The 18,260-nt window shown below is 44.4% G+C and carries 19 protein-coding genes; 6 read left to right on the top strand and 13 right to left on the bottom strand.

Features of this window, described 5'->3' with window-relative positions; translation table 11 throughout:
* Nucleotides 1–87: 87 nt before the first annotated feature.
* The 5 genes from QT984_RS08790 to QT984_RS08770 form a co-directional block, all read right to left on the bottom strand.
* On the bottom strand, nt 88–1,182 hold the full coding sequence (locus tag QT984_RS08790) for a Rho termination factor (modular protein) (RefSeq protein WP_333052801.1): 1,095 nt from the start codon (nt 1,180–1,182) through the stop codon (nt 88–90).
* Nucleotides 1,183–1,449: 267 nt separating this feature from the next.
* A complete protein-coding gene (locus QT984_RS08785; protein ID WP_333373804.1) occupies nt 1,450–2,376 on the bottom strand; it encodes a ParB N-terminal domain-containing protein in 927 nt (308 codons plus the stop codon).
* On the bottom strand, nt 2,376–3,878 hold the full coding sequence (locus QT984_RS08780; protein WP_333052798.1) for an AAA family ATPase: 1,503 nt from the start codon (nt 3,876–3,878) through the stop codon (nt 2,376–2,378). Before QT984_RS08780 ends, QT984_RS08785 begins: the two co-directional genes overlap by 1 nt.
* A 182-nt stretch (nt 3,879–4,060) precedes the next feature.
* Entirely contained in the window at nt 4,061–5,113 is a 1,053-nt protein-coding gene (locus QT984_RS08775; RefSeq protein ID WP_333233589.1) for a fatty acid desaturase, read from the bottom strand.
* A gap of 257 nt (nt 5,114–5,370) precedes the next feature.
* Complete coding sequence (locus tag QT984_RS08770; RefSeq protein WP_333212380.1) at nt 5,371–5,634, bottom strand: hypothetical protein; 264 nt, start codon at nt 5,632–5,634, stop codon at nt 5,371–5,373.
* Between the two features lie 138 nt (nt 5,635–5,772).
* Between QT984_RS08770 and thrC the strand changes: the two genes are divergently transcribed.
* A complete protein-coding gene (thrC, locus tag QT984_RS08765) occupies nt 5,773–6,897 on the top strand; it encodes a threonine synthase (RefSeq protein WP_333272999.1) in 1,125 nt (374 codons plus the stop codon).
* Nucleotides 6,898–7,211: 314 nt separating this feature from the next.
* Here the strand turns inward: thrC and QT984_RS08760 are convergent, their stop codons facing one another.
* Nucleotides 7,212–7,457 (bottom strand): hypothetical protein, encoded by a 246-nt coding sequence (locus QT984_RS08760; RefSeq protein WP_333052793.1) that lies wholly within the window; start codon nt 7,455–7,457, stop codon nt 7,212–7,214.
* A 31-nt stretch (nt 7,458–7,488) separates the two neighbouring features.
* On the opposite strand from QT984_RS08760, the gene purU reads away from it, so the two are divergent.
* Nucleotides 7,489–8,343, top strand: a complete 855-nt coding sequence (purU, locus tag QT984_RS08755; RefSeq protein WP_333052792.1) for a formyltetrahydrofolate deformylase — start codon at nt 7,489–7,491, stop codon at nt 8,341–8,343.
* A gap of 136 nt (nt 8,344–8,479) precedes the next feature.
* On the opposite strand, the gene QT984_RS08750 is transcribed toward purU, so the two are convergent.
* Both QT984_RS08750 and QT984_RS08745 read right to left on the bottom strand, forming a co-directional pair.
* Nucleotides 8,480–9,451 carry a mechanosensitive ion channel family protein gene (locus QT984_RS08750; RefSeq protein WP_333052791.1) on the bottom strand — a complete coding sequence of 324 codons (972 nt, stop codon included), beginning with the start codon at nt 9,449–9,451 and terminating at the stop codon, nt 8,480–8,482.
* Between the two features lie 667 nt (nt 9,452–10,118).
* A complete protein-coding gene (locus tag QT984_RS08745) occupies nt 10,119–10,751 on the bottom strand; it encodes a hypothetical protein (protein WP_333052789.1) in 633 nt (210 codons plus the stop codon).
* Between the two features lie 235 nt (nt 10,752–10,986).
* Between QT984_RS08745 and QT984_RS08740 the strand changes: the two genes are divergently transcribed.
* Together QT984_RS08740 and QT984_RS08735 are read left to right on the top strand one after the other, a co-directional pair.
* Entirely contained in the window at nt 10,987–12,012 is a 1,026-nt protein-coding gene (locus tag QT984_RS08740) for a YihY/virulence factor BrkB family protein (RefSeq protein ID WP_333272995.1), read from the top strand.
* Between the two features lie 238 nt (nt 12,013–12,250).
* Complete coding sequence (locus QT984_RS08735) at nt 12,251–12,913, top strand: hypothetical protein (protein ID WP_333052786.1); 663 nt, start codon at nt 12,251–12,253, stop codon at nt 12,911–12,913.
* 269 nt (nt 12,914–13,182) lie between these two features.
* On the opposite strand, the gene QT984_RS08730 is transcribed toward QT984_RS08735, so the two are convergent.
* The 4 genes from QT984_RS08730 to QT984_RS08715 form a co-directional block, all read right to left on the bottom strand.
* Nucleotides 13,183–13,803 carry an MAE_28990/MAE_18760 family HEPN-like nuclease gene (locus QT984_RS08730; RefSeq protein ID WP_333052785.1) on the bottom strand — a complete coding sequence of 207 codons (621 nt, stop codon included), beginning with the start codon at nt 13,801–13,803 and terminating at the stop codon, nt 13,183–13,185.
* 108 nt (nt 13,804–13,911) lie between these two features.
* Entirely contained in the window at nt 13,912–14,226 is a 315-nt protein-coding gene (locus tag QT984_RS08725) for a GmrSD restriction endonuclease domain-containing protein (protein WP_333052925.1), read from the bottom strand.
* Between the two features lie 18 nt (nt 14,227–14,244).
* Nucleotides 14,245–14,445 carry a hypothetical protein gene (locus QT984_RS08720; protein ID WP_333052783.1) on the bottom strand — a complete coding sequence of 67 codons (201 nt, stop codon included), beginning with the start codon at nt 14,443–14,445 and terminating at the stop codon, nt 14,245–14,247.
* 203 nt (nt 14,446–14,648) lie between these two features.
* Nucleotides 14,649–14,882: a hypothetical protein gene (locus QT984_RS08715; RefSeq protein ID WP_333052782.1), complete on the bottom strand. Its 234-nt coding sequence runs from the start codon at nt 14,880–14,882 to the stop codon at nt 14,649–14,651.
* A gap of 204 nt (nt 14,883–15,086) precedes the next feature.
* Between QT984_RS08715 and QT984_RS08710 the strand changes: the two genes are divergently transcribed.
* Together QT984_RS08710 and QT984_RS08705 are read left to right on the top strand one after the other, a co-directional pair.
* Nucleotides 15,087–15,266: a ribbon-helix-helix domain-containing protein gene (locus QT984_RS08710; RefSeq protein WP_332960054.1), complete on the top strand. Its 180-nt coding sequence runs from the start codon at nt 15,087–15,089 to the stop codon at nt 15,264–15,266.
* Nucleotides 15,267–15,335: 69 nt separating this feature from the next.
* Nucleotides 15,336–15,512, top strand: a complete 177-nt coding sequence (locus QT984_RS08705) for a ribbon-helix-helix domain-containing protein (RefSeq protein WP_333052781.1) — start codon at nt 15,336–15,338, stop codon at nt 15,510–15,512.
* Between the two features lie 107 nt (nt 15,513–15,619).
* Here QT984_RS08705 and clpB read toward each other — a convergent pair whose 3' ends face one another.
* A complete protein-coding gene (gene clpB, locus QT984_RS08700) occupies nt 15,620–18,235 on the bottom strand; it encodes an ATP-dependent chaperone ClpB (protein WP_333052780.1) in 2,616 nt (871 codons plus the stop codon).
* Nucleotides 18,236–18,260: the final 25 nt, after the last annotated feature.

Raw genomic sequence — 18,260 nt, 5'->3', positions numbered from 1 at the left:
ACTATTCTGAAAGCCCGATCGCATTTTTGGGCAAAAAGTGCGATCGAACACCAAAAAATTCGTCTTTAACTATTAGCAATTATCGTTTTATTGACCGTCAGTTTGTCTGAGAGCCGCCAGAATTTCCGGTCGTTTCATGCGCGCGTAGCCCCGCACTTTCCGGTCTTTGCCGATCGCCTTCAAGCCTCTCAGCGAAAGACTTTCGTAGTCATCCTCTGGGGACGGGGGCGGAAACGGCAACTCTAACTGCAACTGCGGTAACTGAGGTTTTTGCTGTGCTTTCGACTGCTTTTTCTGCTGCGTTTTTGACTGCTTTTTCGGCGGTGCATCTGGCTGTCTCTCTGAGTTAGTCGCTGCGGCTCCCAGTTGGCGGCGGAGCGTTTCAATTTGATTTTTCAGGTCATTTTCTACCTCTTCAATGGCGTCGGAGACAAACTGATTAATTGTTTGGACTGTCCGTTCTAATTTTGTTGACAGCAGTTTTTCCAGTTCATCCAACTGTCTCAAAGCACCTTCAAGATTTACCTCAGAAATAACAGCCGATGTTGGCGGACGGTTGCTGCTCGATTGTTCAACTTTTTTAGCCATTTTATCTACCTTTTCATGAAATGCTTTTTCCACTTGTTCGAGCAAATGCTTAATCTGTTCTATTTGGTTACGCTCAAAGTTCTGCTCAGTTAGAGCTTTTACGTGTTTTTTTAGCAGGTCTTCATTTTTTTTAACAGATTGTTCTATTTGTTTTGTTAGACTATCTACCTTTTTTTGAAATGATAGCTCTAATTGTTGCAGTAGAGTCTCAATTTGTGCAGTTTTCTGAGTCGGTTGCGGAGCTAAATGTTCCATTTCTGCTTGAGCAACAGCTACCTCCTCGTCGGTCATTTCAAATACCCACGCCCACATTTGCTCGATGCCGAGTTCTTTAGCAACAATACACCAATCTGAGCCGCAGACAACTTCATATTCTTCTTCGTTGCTGTAAGCTTCTGTAGGGCGTACAATTAAAGGAATCAAGTTGCTGCCTTGCTCGATCAGACTTCTCCTGAGAGCTTCGCGGCGTTCGCGAGGAATTTCGCCCCGATGAGGCTCTGGTACTGCAATTTGGGAAGTGTAAATCTGACTGTGACTAATGGGCTTAATCCGCAAATATTCAACTATTCGGTTTTGATCGGACGATCGATCCATCTTGTTACAAGTCCCCTTTTGTCATTAAAATCTGGTGTGTAGGTATTTATGTATATCTACGCGGCTTCCCGTGGGGTGACATCCCTGACGATGGCGTCGGGCCCTCGCCCGTGCTACGGCAAAAGTTACTGCAATTCCTAAAAAAAGCGACTGTGATGAGTTTAACTGCCTGTGGGACACCAATGATCCACTGCTTTACTCATCTTTACTTATTTTGGAGTAGAGACTCACTGAGTCAAAGTTGCCAGTAGCCGCAGGATTTGCGAGTTATGAGTATTTTTGCCACTTGTCAATTATTTTAATCATTGTTTTGTCGGTTAACCCTTTAACACGTTCCACCACATTTGCAAATGAGACAAACGGCCGCGCATCTCGCTCTTTGAGTATTATTTGGATTACTGGAAGCTTCAATCCAGCATCTTTCAAATTAGCCGACAGTTGATTTTTCTCTAAAGTATTGAGTGCTTCCAACAGCGACATTGATTCGGAAGCTACGTTTGCAAATTCTGGTATCCTCTCTACCACCATTTTTTCGGGTGGCGAGTCTGCTTTCAACTCATTAATTTTGTTTGCTAACCCAGCTTCAACTAACAGAGGTACTTGTTGTAAGATTCGGTTTTCAATTTCTTGTATACTCTGCGCTAAAACTTGTTGTTCACGGGCGTATTCGGCTTTTAATTCATTGATTTGAATTGCAAACAAGGCTTGAATATTCGTTAGTCGCTGTTCTAAACTAGATGAATCTTCGGTAGTTTCATTTTCACCTAAATGAGGGACTTCGACCAAAGAAACCGGGTTTTTTATGGAATCTGCGGGCGGCGACGAAGTATTTTCGTACAAAAACCCGGTTTCTGGGTTCTCAACTAAATTTTCAGTTTTGGCTGATTTCCTCAGCGCTTGAACTTGCTCTAAAAGCAATTCTTCATTTTCGGGTTCAAGAATAAATGCTCCGATTGTCTCGCCTTTTTGAGGGTGAATTTCCCTGGCTTTCGCAGCAGCGTAGTATTCAAAGTCTCCGTCTACTATCTCGTAGGCATCCATACCGTTGCGGCGGACAATTATGGGGTTGATCAATCCTCCTAATTCTAAAATCAGTTGCGCCAGTTTCTCCAAATCCGGCTCTGCAAAATTGGAACGGGGCACTGCGGATGTAATTTTTTTAACTGCAACCAGTGACGGAGATAATTTTTTCATTAGTTTTTACCTATTTTTTCCAAAACTTCGAGTGCTAGCATTTCAAATTCTTGGGATGCGATAGAATCAGGCTTAAAGTCTAGCACTGAAATCGGATCGGCGATTTCCATATTTCCCACGATTTGAAATTGTTCTGCACACTTTGCTAAATCGTCTCTCTCGTAAATTACGCTGTCCATGATTTCAAAGCCGTAGCGTTTGGGAATTGCCTCCCTCCGCTTGGGCAAACTGTACTGTACAAATTTAGCATTAGTTGAAATTTTGCAAGGGAGGACGCCTAAAACTTCTAGTGGTTTCTTGCCAATTTGTTTTTTGAATCCGTTAACTTTTTTGATAAAGTCCTTGACATTAATCAGTCCTTGATTGGCAAAAGGTTTTAAGTCAGAAGGAATAATTAAATAATCCGCCGCAATTAGGGCAACTCTAGCATAAAAATTCAAAGAGGGCGGCGTATCGATCAGTACAAGATCATATTTCTCCTGTACTTCTGCTAGTTTTTGAATTAAAATCATTCGGCTGTAATCTAGTTGATTTAGTTCCGTTTCATATTGCATTAAATCAATATGGGAAGGAATCACATCTATTTCGGGATGGCAAAAATTAGACTTGCGAGCTACTTCTGCGATGGAGAAAAAGTCTTCTGATTGCAAAACTTGAAGAATATTATTATCTTTCAAATCGTCTTGTTCTTCATCCTCAAATTTAACTAAACCTGTCGCAAAGGTTGTATTCGCTTGACTATCTAAGTCAATCACCAAGACTCTCTTACCTTTCTTGCTCAGCGCCGCAGCTAAATTGACTACTGTTGTAGTTTTGCCAACGCCGCCTTTGTTATGGTAAACTGCAATGATTTTCATAATATTTTGAGTTTTTTGGGGAACGGTTACATCGGATTTAACTTGAGGCTTAACTGGATTATTTTCAGGTATTTGTTCCGGTTCAGAGATTTGACTTGGCTGAGCTTTTGCGGTGGCGGGATTGTGGGGCTGTACTGGGACTTCGCTAATTAACTCAGGACTAACCAAATTAATTTTATTATCTTCCAGTTCTAGATGAACGGGAGTTTTTATAGGTTTTAAAGTATTTCTGCCAATTAAAGCGATAATTTCATCAATTCTATTTTCAAGGTCTTGTCCAGCACACTTAAAGACTAGCTGAATATCATCGGCGACTCTTTGGTAAATTCTAATTTCTTTACCGTTAGTTATGAGTCCGTAGCGGATGCTCAAACTTGTTAAATAGCGATTGAGTTTTCGCAGGTGGCGGTCTAAATTTTCCTTGGGATGTTTAGCCTCCATGACTACACTCATCGGTGAGTCTGTCTCGACAACTATGGGGATAACTTGGGTGGCAAATGAGAGGAAGTCTAGACGAATATTCCCAAATGCTATTTCTTGGTGCCAAGTGTCGGGGGTATAGCCTAGTTTTGGTAGCAGATAGCTGACAATGAGTTTGCTTTCTACTTCGCTTTCGTTGCGACAGTTATTGGGATTGAAAGTCATTCGATTTTAGATTTTAGATTTTAGATTTTAGATTGGGAATGACTGATTTAATAATGGTAGGGATTGTGAGATTGACAGTAGGGCGCGCATTCCGCACCTTACAAAGGCTACGGATTGTAATATCGAAAAACCCGGTTGTGTTTGACAAACCGGGTTTTTCAGGCATTTATCGCGTTTCAAACTTACTTTGTTTGAGCGTTAAATTCTTGCAATGTCTGATAGCCACCAGCGGGATCGTATAGGTGACAGTTGTCGGCAATCCGCTTCATTAAAGACCAAGAAAATTCTGTTTCGTAGAGATGATCTTGCCAGTTTTCCTTTAAGCTGCTGTGGGCGAGGCGCAAATTGTACCAGGGAATAGCAGTTGAAAGGTGGTGGGGAACGTGGACGTTAATGTCGTGGCACAGAAACTCTACCCAGCGGGGATAATCGCAGTGAACTGTTCCCGATAGTTGCGCTTGGGCTTCGTTCCATTCTTCGGGTTCTTTAAATGAAATGTCTGGTGCTGTGTGGTGGACGATCGTAAAAGTGCTCATCCAGAAATGGTAAACCAGCCAGGGCATCAACCAAAATTTGACAAATCCCCAAATGCCTGTGGTTGCAATTAAAATCGGAAATCCGATCGCAGCACCGATTAAAACGACAAAAACTGAAAACCGCACTTGTTCTTGTTTCTGTTGACCTTTGAACCGCCACCACATAAAGTGTACTTTTGCCCAGTGGGCGATCGAACCGATCCACCACATCCGACCGAAAATTAAACTATAAGCTATTTGTAAAGCCTTGGGAGCAGCAGCGTAGTCTTCTGCTGTCATCGGCTGCCAAGCATTATCCTCACCAAGTTTATTGGTGTGCTTGTGGTGGTAATTGTGGCCGTGCCGCCATGCGTGAAACGGATAAATTAACGGCAGAAAAGCAATATGTCCGACTAAATCGTTTACCCAGCGGCGGTTAGCAAATGACCGGTGCCCGCAGTCATGGCCGATCACAAAAAAACCGGTTAATCCGGTGCCTGTGAAAATCCACATTAGGGGCAGTAGATACCAAGGCGATACTGCTAAGCCCCAATAACCAACAGCAACGAGTAAAACGTTGACGATTACTTTTGTCCAAGCTTTGCGGGGGTTTTTGACGAATACTTCCCGCGGCAGGGTTTTGAGAATATCTTTGAGGCGCAGGTTGGAGGTGTCACTTGCGGATGTCAAATTTAGTGGTTTTTCGATCGATGCTGTCATAAATTGATTTCGATTCTCCGTATGCCATGAGCATGGCTTAACAAAATTAGCGCATAAAAAAGCGCAGTAAAAGGTCAGCTCGTTGCCAGCAAGCAGCAGACGAGTTGAGCTGTAGGCAAGCGCGTTTTAGCAAATGCTAGCGATCGCTATCCGCAGTTAGGAATTTCTAGCACTTTTGGCAAAAAACACTGCGGGTAGCAAAACATTCGTTTTTATAACACAGGGGCAGGACAATTAGCATTAGGCGCTATTGTCTGCTAATTGCTCTTGCTGCCAGAAATCGGGCCCTGAGCCGGCAAGCCAGCGATCGACCGTTGCTGTTTGAGGCTTTGCACTTCCAGCAGCAAGGATTCGATTTCTGCTTGCAAGTGCAGGAACTTAACTTGCTGATCTGCTTGGTAGGGGCACTTTACCAAATCTACTTTGCGGGCAAAAGTGGTCGATAGGGTAGAAGAACTAGCCATTTCGGGATTGCTCGCGGTGACTTGAGGCCGGGAAAGAGTGGATGAATTATTTGACATTAGTAATTGAGTAGACATATCTACACATTCACACCATTAAGTTACTTTAACCTGAACCGATCGTATTAAACATCAAATTAACCGATCGAGCTAAAATTAGTGTAAATTCCTTAGCCATTGCCTAAAACCATTGACATCGTGACCCTGATTCTACCTGCTACTGACTCTGCTCCTAACTCTGCAGCCCGCGCCGCCGAGCCCAAACGCTACGGCTGGCCCGGCTTGATCGAAGCTTATCGCCCCTACCTGCCGGTGACTGAAACCACGCCGGTAGTCACTCTCCAAGAAGGCAATACTCCTCTGATTCCAGCACCTGCGATCGCCTCTCTCATCGGTAGAGACGTGCGCGTCTTGGTCAAATACGACGGCCTCAACCCCACTGGTAGTTTCAAAGACCGGGGGATGACAATGGCGATTTCCAAGGCAAAGGAAGCTGGTGCCGAAGCTGTAATTTGCGCCAGTACCGGCAATACTTCGGCCGCCGCCGCCGCCTACGCCAGACGCGGGGGAATGCGAGCTTTCGTGTTGATTCCCGAAGGTTACGTGGCTTTGGGCAAGCTGGCGCAAGCTTTGCTTTACGGTGCGGAAGTAATTTCGATTGGCGGAAATTTCGATCGCGCCTTAGAAATTGTCCGCGAAATGGCTGTCAATTATCCGGTGACATTGGTCAACTCCGTCAATCCTTACCGCTTGGAAGGTCAGAAAACCGGCGCTTTTGAAGTGGTGGACGCTTTAGGCGACGCCCCCGACTGGCTGTGCATTCCCGTGGGAAATGCGGGAAACATCACAGCATACTGGATGGGTTTTTGTCAATACCACCAAGCCAAAAAATGTTCGCGCTTGCCGCAGATGATGGGATTTCAAGCCGCCGGGGCTGCACCGTTGGTAACGGGCTCACCGGTATCGCACCCAGAAACCCTGGCGACAGCAATTCGGATCGGCAACCCTGCTAGCTGGAAACAGGCGATCGCAGCTTCCGAAGCCAGCCGCGGCAGTTTTGCTGCAGTCACCGACGCCGAAATTCTCGACGCTTACCGTTTGTTAGCATCGCAGGAAGGAATTTTCTGCGAACCGGCGAGTGCAGCTTCTGTGGCCGGTTTGCTGAAGGTAAAAGACCAAGTTCCGACTGGGGCGACAGTAGTTTGCGTGCTAACTGGTAACGGTTTGAAAGACCCGGATACCGCAATTAATCACAGCAACAATCAATTTAAAAGTGGCATTGCTCCGACTTTGGATGCAGTAGCTGGGGCGATGGGATTTTAAGAAATTAGTTGACAGTTGTCAGTTGTCAGTTGTGTTCTTTGTGTCCTCTGTGGTTCCTTTAAACTAAGATATTGCACCGGCGGTCAACAACCTGTAGGGGCGGGTTCACCAGCAATATCTAACAATTACCAACAATCTGAATAAACCCGCCCCCACCCAACAGTAAATCGCAATCTACCTCTTTTAACATACAAGGGGCGGGTTCACCAACAATATCTAACAAGTACCAACAATCTGAATAAACCCGCCCCCACCCAACAGTAAATCGCAATCTACCTCTTTTAACATACAAGGGACTGCTTACTCAATAGCTTTCAAGGATACCAAAAGACTAAAAAACCCGCCCCCACCCCGCGCGAAAGTCCTCGATTGATATTGTTGTAAGATATCAGTTTAAATTCACATCTTGCACCAATAAAAGAAACAGGCTTTCCGGCCTGTTCCACAAAATATAAATTGTCTTGTGGAACAGGCCGGAAAGCCTGTTCATAAAAGGCTAATTGAGAATGGTGCAACATCTCAGTATCAATAAACTCCTGTGATATCACTTTTTTATCCATAAACTCAGCGAAACAATTTTGTCATTATCTTATGACTAGCCCTACTGCAACCCTGTTAATTGCCTGTCCCGATCGCAAAGGACTTGTCGCCTTACTTGCCAATTTTATCGCATCCCACAACGGCAATATCATCCACGCAGATCACCATACAGATTTTACCGCCGGATTATTTCTGAGCCGGCTAGAATGGCAATTAGATGATTTTGACTTAACCACCGAACAAATAACACCTGCTTTTAGTGAAATTGCCAAGGACTTACAAGCCAATTGGCAATTGCATTTCTCTCATAAAATTCGACGCATCGCAATCTGGGTCAGCCGTCAAGATCACTGTTTATTAGACTTGATTTGGCGACAGCGATCGCAAGAAATTAGGGCTGAAATCCCGCTGATAATCAGCAACCATGAAAATTTAAAGCCCATTGCCGCACAATACGGTATCGACTTTGAGTATATTCCCATTACTAAAGACAATAAAGCTATTCAAGAAGCACAACAGTTAGAAATTCTTAATAAATATAAGATTGATTTAGTAGTTTTAGCTAAATATATGCAAATTTTGAGTCAAGACTTTATCATAAATTTTCCCAATGTGATTAATATTCACCATTCATTTTTACCCGCGTTTGTGGGTGCAAATCCCTACGAAAGGGCTTATGAAAGAGGGGTAAAAATTATCGGTGCAACAGCCCACTATGTTACACCGGATTTAGATGCTGGCCCGATTATCGAACAAGATGTTGTGCGCGTCAGTCACCGCGATGAAGTGTCTGATTTGATTCGCAAAGGTAAAGATTTAGAAAGGGTTGTGTTAGCAAGAGCGGTGCGATATCATTTACAAAATCGTGTTTTAGTTTATGGCAATCGGACTGTGGTTTTTGCTTGAAAGTTAGGTATCATATCAATCCTGGTTTGTTACTCCTTCGATCGCTCGGCGAGTGAGATTAATTCCGGTGTGCGATCGCAGTGCAGCGAATCCCAAAGTTTGCTCAGCTTGATATTTTGCATGAGTTGTGATGCTGTTAAGATTTTCCGTTGTCGTCTTGTTGCGATCGCCTTTCGACCAGTTTTCGCAAAGAGCGGCGCATACGACGAGGTTTCGGAACTTTACCTTCACGCTGCTGGGAGCGATCGCCATCTGTCTCTTCGGTTCGATCGTGGAACAAAATGTTCCGCGTGGGATAAGGCAAATCGAGGTCGTTTTCCACATATAGCTTTTTTTTAATAGCACAAATTACCTTGTCGCGCGATCGCAAATCGTCAATTCGGCGCGGCGGAGCAATCCACCACCGAACGCGGATATTGACGGTACTTTCTGTTAACTCCATCGCCAGCACATCGGGTGCAGGAGCTTTCAAAACCTCCTTCAGGCTGTACACTGCTTCCAGGATTAACTGCTTGGCGTGGTCAATATCGTCGCCGTAACCAATACTAATATCGTATTCCATGCGGCGTTTATCGAAAGCAGTATTCACAGTCACCGTATTCGTAAACAATTCGGCATTAGGAATGACAATCCGCCGACCATCATAGGTTTCGATTGTTGTAGCGCGCGTCTCAATATTTTCTACCGTTCCCTCAAAGTTTTTAAACACAATTTGGTCATCGATTCGGAACGGTTCCGTCAACAGAATTAGGATACCTGCTAAGAAGTTTTGCAATATCTCGCGAAAGGCAAAACCAATCGCCACCCCGCTAATTCCCAGCAGTTGCACCAAATCGCCAGCTTTCAATGTGGGAATTATAATCGAAAGAGAAATAAACAGACCAACTAGAACGATCAGACTCTGGGCTAACCGTCCTAACACCAGCCCCAAATTTCGAGCTTGGTGGTGCTTGCGGGTAACTCGCCTGACCACTCTCTTAATTTGCCTACCCACAAAGTAAAAAATTGCAAAGACAATTAACGCCAGCACAATATTAGGCAGCATGATCAGAAAGCCGTCGATCATGCTCTGAATCTTTTTCCAGACTATGGATATCTCTGCCTTCATGAAGTTTCCTCGCGCATCAGTCGTTGTCGATAGTAGTAGAATTTAGCTGGATTAAGTTCTATCTAAAGACTGTAGGTTGGTACGACGCGAGGAAGATTTTTTGGCAGTCCTCAAAATTTTGAATGCGGATTATAGGTTGGGATATACAGCGGATTCCAGGTTTATAAAGTACACCCCAGAAACCGGGTTTCTTCTGGATTTCTCGCCAGAAACCGGTTTTATTCAAGAAACCCGGTTTCTCTGTACTTCACTTACCTGGAAAGTGCTGTAGTACATTTACATCGATTAGTAGACCATCCGTAAATGCGGAATAATATCAACTCAGCCCTTCATCGGAATGATTCATCTCTCTTCCCTTCCTCTGTATCCTCTGCGTCCTCTGTGGTTTAATCATTCCAATAGAACCGGAATTGAATATCATCAAGAAGCTGAGGAATTAATGCCGGTTAATTGCAGGAAAAGCAAAAACAACACATCGGTAACTAAATCCCATCTGCTAAGGAATGAGAATTAAATAACTTCCACAAGTTTGTGGGATGGGCGTCCCGCCCGTCCACTCATGACGGGCTATAAGAGCCCATCCCACAATAACAATTAAAATTGTAAGTTATTTAATTCGCGATCGTAAGGGGACTCGCCATGACGACAATTCCTGAATTTGTAACTCCTAATTCCCAAAGGGCGGTAAATCAAGTAACTGATTTTTAGAAGGTGGAAGTTGGGCGGGATTTTTGCCTGGGGCGGAAGTTTGGCGGATTTCCAGAGCAGTTTCGCCGGGATTTGCAGTGCGAGTAGGTACTATCTCTAAAGAATATACTGTCTCGGTTTTTGCAGGGGCAGGATTTTGGGCTTTCGTGAGCAAGTCAACGGCATCTCCGAGGGCGCTAGTTAAATTTTTGCTAGTTTCGGCGTGACGGGCTTCTTCTTGTTTGAGGGCTTGAGTGAGTTGTTTAACTTGTTCGATCGCCCGATCGCGCTCTTCGAGAACTTCTGCTAACTTAGCTTTAAGTTCGCCAACTGTTTGCAGTTGTTCGACTTCCTGCTGGCGAGCAACTCCAGCATCGTCGCCTTCGGGCACAATGGGGGAAAAATTTTGTAATTGCTGTATTTGTGCTTCCAGAGAAGCGATGCTTTGCTGAGTTAATTTAGCATCATTCCGCCGCTGCTCGGCTTCAGTATTGTAGAGTTGGCGCCACTGAGCGGCACTTTCACCAGCCTCATCGCGATCGCGCGAAACTTCTGTTAACTGCTGTTGCAGCCGCTTGATTTCATCTAACCACTGTCTGACATCCTGAGCCATAATATTGATTTTAGATTTTAGATTTTAGATTTTAGATTGGGGAATTGGGAATTGGCAATTGCGAGTTGATAATGGCTTATATCGTTTCCGGTTGCATCGGAATGATTTAACCGCAGAGGGCGCAGAGAACGCAGAGGGAGAGAATACAGAGAGGAATAATTCCGATGCAACCGGATTTGATATTAATTAATTAACGACTTGTGTACCTCATCTTTCGCCCCATTGCCTGTGCGCTATGAACATTTTTTACTGGTTGCGCTACCTGATTTTAGCTTTGTTTAAGGCGCTTTTAAGGCTGCTGAGAGCTCTCAAACGGAAATTTGGTGGTTTTTGGCTGTTTTGTCGGTGTTTGACTTGGGGGACACTCAAGGAAGTCGCCGCGAAGGCGGGAGAACAGCGCTTGCCGGGGCTGTCAGCGGAAATGGCCTACAATTCTATGCTGGCGCTGTTTCCGGGGCTGTTGGCTATCTTATCTGCGATCGCCCTCTTTGAACCTTTGCAGTCAACACTGTATCAAATCGCCCGTCTTTTGGGCGAAGTTATACCCGATGACGTGCGGAAGTTGATTGGCGGCTTAATCAAAGAAATTCTGTTAACTCGCAGTAAAGGGCTGTTTTCGGTGAGCTTTCTTGGGGCGATTTGGGCATTTTCTGGAGTAATGAGCGCGGCGATGGCTGCACTCGATCGCATCCATGACATCCCCAGCGATCGAACTCGACCCTTTTGGAAAGCAAAACTTATTTCTCTGGCGCTGAGTATCGGTACAATTGTGCTGTTAATTCTAGCATCGGGAGTAGTATTTGTCAGCGACTTAATTGTACAAGCTATTGCCCGCCAGAGTTGCCTGCTGGAGTCCGTCGCCAATTGCAATTTAAAAAATGTCCAAAATTGCCTGCTACTCGCCGACAATTGCCCTTTGGAGTCGCAACTGTTAGGTGTTTGGCGGTTGTGGCGGTGGCCGATTTCTTTGGGAATTGTATCACTGGCTTTTGCTTTTGTTTACCGCTACGGGCCTAGCCGTCGTCAACCAGATATTCCTATTTTGTCGGGAGCAGTTTTTGCTGCTATTTTGTGGGCGCTATTTTCAGCTTTATTTCGGTTTTATGTTTTGCACTTGGGCAATTACAGTTGGACTTATGGCACGATCGGAACTTTTATTGTGTTGCTGCTGTGGCTCGATCTTTCTTCTTTGGTGATGCTGATCGGCGCTCAGTTAAATGTAACAGTGGGAAAGGCTATCAAACAATCAAAATTAAAATAATTTGTTAAGTTTTAATTGTTAATTCTTATTTGTTATTTGCCGGATGCTGGCTTACCGACGGAGTAAAGTGCTGAGAATACCCGCAACAAAAGACAACAAAATCAGTATCCAAATTACACCACCGGGAATGAATGTCAAGAGGCCAACACCTCTGAGAATCCAAACTAGGAGGGTGAGGCCCAGGATAGTCAAAAAGATACGGGTAGATAGTCGCATTTGAAATCTAGGAGAATTAGTCATGTTGAATGTTAAAGTTTTGTCTGGATCAATGATAGCTGTTTTATTGGCGATCGGCAGTTACCTCACCTTAATTTCAGTTCCGGGTTCCGCTGTTGCGCCTGGGGGTGCAAATAAGCTAGGCGAAACGGCAAAAACTGCTCAAAAAACACCTTCTGCAAGTTTAACAATTTCCGATCGCACAATTGGAGCGGCGAAGGTGGGGATGACTTTCGGACAATTGAAAAAGGCTCTGGGTTCCACGGCGCAGTTTAAGGTAGAGTCTCCTTTTATGGTAGACTTTGATTCTGTGGCTGTCAGTCGATCGGGAAAAGTGCAATATCGGATTATCTACGCTGCGGGTACAAAGCTAAAAGATACCGATGTCATTGAACTTTTGATGACTGAGAATTCTAATTATAAAACAGTTCAGGGCGTCGGGCCAGGAATGACTCTGAAACAAGCTGAGGCAATTTACGGCAAGGCTACTTTATCTTATAACGTGGATAATGAAATGAGAGAAAATGTGGTTTTTGCCAAGCAACCCACTAGAAATATTATGTTTGTTCCCAAGGCTGAAGGGAAACAATTTGGGGGGGTTTACGGGGCTGGTAAAGGGGGATTCTATCAGACTAATAAGTATCACCCGAATGCTGTAATTAAGTCTGTGATGGTGCGGAAGTAGCCTTCACATCATTCCCAGAAACCGGGTTTCTTCTGAGATATCTCGCCACCCTACCTAAATCATCCGAGAAACCCGGTTTCTTAGCCTAAAATTAAGGATTACCTGTAGTTAGTTCCAAATACTCTTCATTGTCAAGATAATCTCTGATATTTTCCAGTATTTGCGTCAAATACTCTACGACTTCTTCCTTCATATCAAATCCGGTAGCATCGGAATTATTCCTCTCTGTATTCTCTCCCTCTGCGTTCTCTGCGCCCTCTGCGGTTAAATCATTCCGATACAACCGGAAACGATATCATTTCTAATAGTTGCTTAATTGTCTTATCTCGTCCAACTTCCTCAAAAGACTTAATGCCGTGCGCTAAGTCATTTCTATTACTTTTAATCACTACAAGATTTTGCCCGTTTTTTGTCTTAGCAAAGTCTGTTTGATATGAAAAACCGTATTTGTCTGCTATTTCTTTAATTAACCTAGCATCCACATTCCCCGAAAACAGTTCTTCACGTTCAAATGTAGCTGTGATGATATCAGTAGAGAGTTGATTAATTGTTAAATAAATTTTCTTAGGAGAACGATTTTTAAGATTTTGGAGGACGATCAGTTTAATTTCAGGTTGGAGTTGGTCAAAGGAGATGGATTTATTTTTAAACTCCTCAAATATGGCTTCAATCGCATTTCGCATAGTGGATTCAACTAAATTATACAGCAACAAAAAAGCATTAGCTTTGAGAGTTTTTGCTAACTCTGGATCGAGGCTTTGAATTTGGTATTTGCCACGAGTATCGAATAAAGCTAACTTCGTTGTCTGTTTTTCCAAGCTTTCCAAAAAAATGAAGTAATCGTTCACCTCTTTGGCGCGTGTATTAAAGTCTAAAAATACAGTATTCATGAGTGTGACATGGCAGTTAATTGCGGAAATATTCAATACGCGCCACTACATTTATTAAACTGGTTGCCTCGGGTTTTGTACAGTAGGTAAAATGAATTTACATTGCCATTAAAAGGATTGTATCCGTTCAAATAAATCTCTTCGGACTTCCTCATTCGCAGCTTCAGTTAATTGGATAGTCCGAACTGTCTTTCGGTTGAAGTTCCTCTGGCGAGGCATGAGTAAATCACTAAACTTAAATCCATTTAACTGCTCTATTTTTTGGAGTCCAATTAAGGTTAATTCGTTGTTAACAAATCTAGTTAGGGTAAGAATGCGTTGTGCACCGTATACGATCTCTAAACGTGGTTCATCATTTTCATCATGGCCGATATCAACAACGAATATAGAAGGTATTGGCAGCCCCCAAATTACCGATTCGATAAACTTTGATTGCCTTGCTTAATCCCAAACAAGTTCGCGTTGGTAGTCGGGAATAAACAACTTATTAGTATCATCGTTAATTCCTTCCATATATTTTTGAACAAGTATTTCGAGGGGATAGTCTCTCGTATCGTAATTAATTTGCTTCTGCTTGTCGCGAATTTCCATTTCAGCAGCATTTCTGTCTTGAAGCGTAATTTCTTCGAGTTTCGATCGCATATTTTTAAGTAACGAGAAAGTGTTGTGGATACGATAATTTTACCACAGCCCAAGGTTGATAAATTCCTGTTCGGAGAATTTTAGTCTTGAGGCCACCCCAGTGTAAATTCTGATTTGGCTGAGAGGGTACGGACGATCGCACTTATCAAAAAAAGTGCGATCGCCAATGTTTAATTAACTGAAACCGCCGCGAAAATTACCATTTATAACGCGCTGGTGACGGAATTGGAAGGGCGGCCCAAGGCCGATAAACGGTGACTGTCCCCACTGGAATCGAACACAACCTCGAACTTAACGTGGGGTATAGTTTGACGCAGAAACTGAAAATGCCCGTCTGCATCTGAACGACTGCGGAAGCGGGCAACAATTATCCATTGCTCAGAGGGTAACAAACGGGCGATCGCCCAACAACACAAGCGTTCTTTGTATGTCATCATAGAATTTGTCTCCATTGAATGTTGGAGCCAGAGCCAGCCCGGAACCTTGGACAGTAAGGGGCTGGCTTTTGACTGTTTACAGGTGGTATTATAACACACAATGACGTACAATAAGTTAAAACAACTTAAAATGAAATATTTTTATCGGTCTTAACTCAAAACAGCGTAAGATGGACTGTATTGAGATTTTTTGTAGTGCAACGAATGGCTTCACGGGGAAGAGTTACCGCATACCTACCAGAGGAAATTCAAAAAGCTCTGGAAGAATGGGCAGAAGAAGAAAGCAGATCCGTTAGCAGTTTGACAACTTACCTGCTGACGAAATCTGTTAGAGAGCGCCAAGAGCAGAAAAAGGACCAATCCCGGAGCGATCGCCCGAGTTGAAGACGGCGCCATACTGAAAGGGTTTGCAGTGTAAAATTTAAGACAATTGAAGTAAAACCGTGCCCACCTATGCCTTCACGAATGCGAGTTACAGTTACACTGCCAGAAGACGTTCATCAAGCCTTGTCCGAATGGGCCGAAGAAGAAGATAGAACCCTCGCAAACCTTCTCTCCCATGTCGCAGCTAAAGCAGTCAGAGATCGCCAAGAGCTCAAAAAAGATAAATCAGAAAACGATCGCCCTTAAGAACGATCGCCCGCAATCCCATCCGCGTCCACCCGCCTACATCTGCGGTCAAAAAAAGAACCACCGCCTCAAAAAAATAAGGTGGGCCGCAGCCCACCCTACTCAAATTATTTCGCAGTCACCAACTGTGCCGGCAGCCGCTTAAACGCCAACCTTTCATTCTCGATATCCACAAAAATGGTATCGCCGTCAGCAAAATCTCCCCGCAAAATACCCTTCGCCATTTGCGTTTCCAACTCGCGTTGAATTCCCCGCTTCAAAGGCCGCGCACCGTAAACCGGATCGTAACCAATTTCTGCTAAGAAGTCGATCGCAGATTCCGACAATTTCAGAGACATTTTGCGATCGGCTAACCGTTTTTCCAAGCGCTTAACTTGCAACAGCACAATCTGCCGCAGTTCCGTCTTACTCAAACCGTGGAAGATAATCATCTCATCAATCCGGTTCAAGAATTCCGGGCGGAAAGTTCCCCGCATCGCTTCCATCACCCGACTCCGCATTTGTTCGTTATCTCCCGCCACATCTAAGATGTATTGAGAGCCGACATTCGATGTCATAATAATCACAGAATTCTTAAAGTCTACCGTGTGACCTTGAGCATCGGTAACGCGGCCGTCATCCAGAATTTGCAGCATGATGTTGAATACATCCGGGTGCGCTTTCTCGATTTCATCGAATAGAATCACTGAGTAAGGACGGCGGCGCACAGCCTCAGTTAATTGTCCGCCTTCATCGTAGCCAACGTATCCCGGAGGCGCACCAATTAACCGCGAAACCGCGTGTTTCTCCATGTATTCCGACATATCAATTCGCACGATCGCCTCTTCAGTATCGAACAGATAAGACGCTAAGGCTTTAGCTAACTCAGTTTTACCAACACCCGTGGGGCCGAGGAAGATAAAACTCGCAACCGGACGATTTGGGTCGGCTAAACCTGCGCGCGATCGCTGAATTGCATCTGCAACCGCAGTCACCGCTTCATCCTGTCCAATTACCCGCTTGTGCAGTTCATCTTCCAAGTGCAGAAGTTTCTGCATTTCCGATTCAACCAACTTGCTGATCGGAATTCCCGTCCACTTGGAAATAATCTCCGCAATGTCACCTTCTGTAACTTCTTCCCGCAGCAAAGTTTTACCTGTGGTTTGAGTTGCTGAAAGTTGAGATTCAGCTTCTTGCAGTTGTTTTTGTAATTCGGTTAACTTGCTATATTTCAACTCAGCAGCACGGTTCAGGTCATATTTTAATTCAGCTTGCTGAATTTCAATATTCACCTTATCAATCTGTTCTTTAATCTTTTGAATGTTGCCGATGACACCTTTTTCCGATTGCCACTGGGCATTCAAAGCGCTTTGCTGTTCCTTGAGGTTTGCTAAGTCTTTTTCCAGTCTTTCCAAACGTTCGATAGACGCAGCATTACTTTCTTTTTGCAGCGACAGTCTTTCCATTTCTAGCTGCAAAATCCTGCGGTCGATTTCGTCTAGTTCTTCCGGTTTGGAGGTAATTTCCATTTTGAGTTTAGCGGCTGCTTCGTCCACTAAGTCAATGGCTTTGTCTGGAAGGAAGCGATCGCTAATATATCGAGTAGACAAAGTAGCCGCCGCCACTAAGGCGCTGTCGGAAATTTTAACGCCGTGGTGAACTTCGTAGCGTTCTTTCAAGCCCCGCAAAATCGAGACAGTATCTTCAACTGTCGGTTGGTCAACATAAACTTGTTGAAAACGGCGTTCTAGTGCTGCATCTTTTTCGAGGTACTTGCGGTATTCGTCGAGAGTTGTAGCGCCGATACAGCGCAATTCTCCCCTCGCTAACATGGGTTTAAGTAAGTTACCGGCATCCATCGAGCCTTGAGTTGCGCCGGCACCGACAACGGTGTGAATTTCATCGATAAATAAGATGACTTTGCCGTTACTATCCATCACTTCTTTGAGTACCGCTTTCAAGCGTTCTTCAAATTCTCCCCGGAATTTTGCCCCGGCAATTAAAGCGCCCATATCTAGGCTAATTAATTGTCGGTCTTTGAGAGATTGGGGGACATCTCCGGTGATAATTCGCTGGGCGAGTCCTTCGGCGATCGCAGTTTTTCCGACTCCCGGTTCCCCAATTAGTACGGGGTTGTTTTTGGTGCGACGGCTCAAAATTTGAATCGTGCGGCGGATTTCGTCATCCCGTCCGATTACCGGATCGAGTTTGCCTTGACGCGCGGCTTCAGTCAAATCTCGGCCGTATTTTTCCAGCGCTTCGTATTTGCCTTCTGGATTTTGATCTGTCACTTTGTTGTTCCCCCGGACTTGGGCAATAATATCTTTGAGCTTGGCTTCATCTAGTTTAAATTCTTGTAGTAAATTTTTGCCAAAGCGATCGTCCTTAACGTAACCTAGTATCAAATGCTCGATCGAAATAAATTCATCGCCGTACTCTTTGCGATAAGTTTCGGCGCGATCGAGTAAAGTGTCGAGAGAACGACCGAGATAAACGTTGCCGCCGCTGCCAGTGATTCGGGGCTGACGACTGATAAACTCATCAGTGCGATCGCGCAATTTTGCTACAGAAACTCCAGCTTTGTTAAATAAGCTGCTAGCAAGTCCCGATTCTTGTTCCAGCAAAGCTTTCATCAAATGTTCGCTTTCTAGCTGCTGCTGCTGACCTGCTTTGACGATTTCGGGGGTGCGGGCGAGGGCTTCCCAGGCTTTTTCGGTAAATTGGTTTGGATTATTTGGTTGCATAAATTTTAATTCCCTGCATTAAAAA

This window comes from Microcoleus sp. Z1_B2 (assembly GCF_036700325.1).
GTDB lineage: Bacteria > Cyanobacteriota > Cyanobacteriia > Cyanobacteriales > Microcoleaceae > Microcoleus.
This window is presented reverse-complemented; position numbering and strand designations above follow the sequence as displayed.

Excerpts from the sequence above, each read along its gene's own strand:
- QT984_RS08785 (WP_333373804.1), bottom strand. The coding sequence starts at position 2,376 with ATGAAAAAATTATCTCCGTCACTGGTTGCAGTTAAAAAAATTACATCC.
- QT984_RS08775 (WP_333233589.1), bottom strand. The coding sequence starts at position 5,113 with ATGACAGCATCGATCGAAAAACCACTAAATTTGACATCCGCAAGTGAC.
- QT984_RS08720 (WP_333052783.1), bottom strand. The coding sequence starts at position 14,445 with ATGCGATCGAAACTCGAAGAAATTACGCTTCAAGACAGAAATGCTGCT.
- clpB (WP_333052780.1), bottom strand. The coding sequence starts at position 18,235 with ATGCAACCAAATAATCCAAACCAATTTACCGAAAAAGCCTGGGAAGCC.
- QT984_RS08730 (WP_333052785.1), bottom strand. The coding sequence starts at position 13,803 with ATGAATACTGTATTTTTAGACTTTAATACACGCGCCAAAGAGGTGAAC.
- QT984_RS08715 (WP_333052782.1), bottom strand. The coding sequence starts at position 14,882 with ATGATGACATACAAAGAACGCTTGTGTTGTTGGGCGATCGCCCGTTTG.
- QT984_RS08740 (WP_333272995.1), top strand. The coding sequence starts at position 10,987 with ATGAACATTTTTTACTGGTTGCGCTACCTGATTTTAGCTTTGTTTAAG.
- QT984_RS08770 (WP_333212380.1), bottom strand. The coding sequence starts at position 5,634 with ATGTCAAATAATTCATCCACTCTTTCCCGGCCTCAAGTCACCGCGAGC.
- QT984_RS08790 (WP_333052801.1), bottom strand. The coding sequence starts at position 1,182 with ATGGATCGATCGTCCGATCAAAACCGAATAGTTGAATATTTGCGGATT.
- purU (WP_333052792.1), top strand. The coding sequence starts at position 7,489 with ATGACTAGCCCTACTGCAACCCTGTTAATTGCCTGTCCCGATCGCAAA.
- QT984_RS08710 (WP_332960054.1), top strand. The coding sequence starts at position 15,087 with ATGGCTTCACGGGGAAGAGTTACCGCATACCTACCAGAGGAAATTCAA.
- QT984_RS08705 (WP_333052781.1), top strand. The coding sequence starts at position 15,336 with ATGCCTTCACGAATGCGAGTTACAGTTACACTGCCAGAAGACGTTCAT.
- QT984_RS08750 (WP_333052791.1), bottom strand. The coding sequence starts at position 9,451 with ATGAAGGCAGAGATATCCATAGTCTGGAAAAAGATTCAGAGCATGATC.
- QT984_RS08745 (WP_333052789.1), bottom strand. The coding sequence starts at position 10,751 with ATGGCTCAGGATGTCAGACAGTGGTTAGATGAAATCAAGCGGCTGCAA.
- QT984_RS08780 (WP_333052798.1), bottom strand. The coding sequence starts at position 3,878 with ATGACTTTCAATCCCAATAACTGTCGCAACGAAAGCGAAGTAGAAAGC.
- QT984_RS08735 (WP_333052786.1), top strand. The coding sequence starts at position 12,251 with ATGTTGAATGTTAAAGTTTTGTCTGGATCAATGATAGCTGTTTTATTG.
- QT984_RS08760 (WP_333052793.1), bottom strand. The coding sequence starts at position 7,457 with ATGGATAAAAAAGTGATATCACAGGAGTTTATTGATACTGAGATGTTG.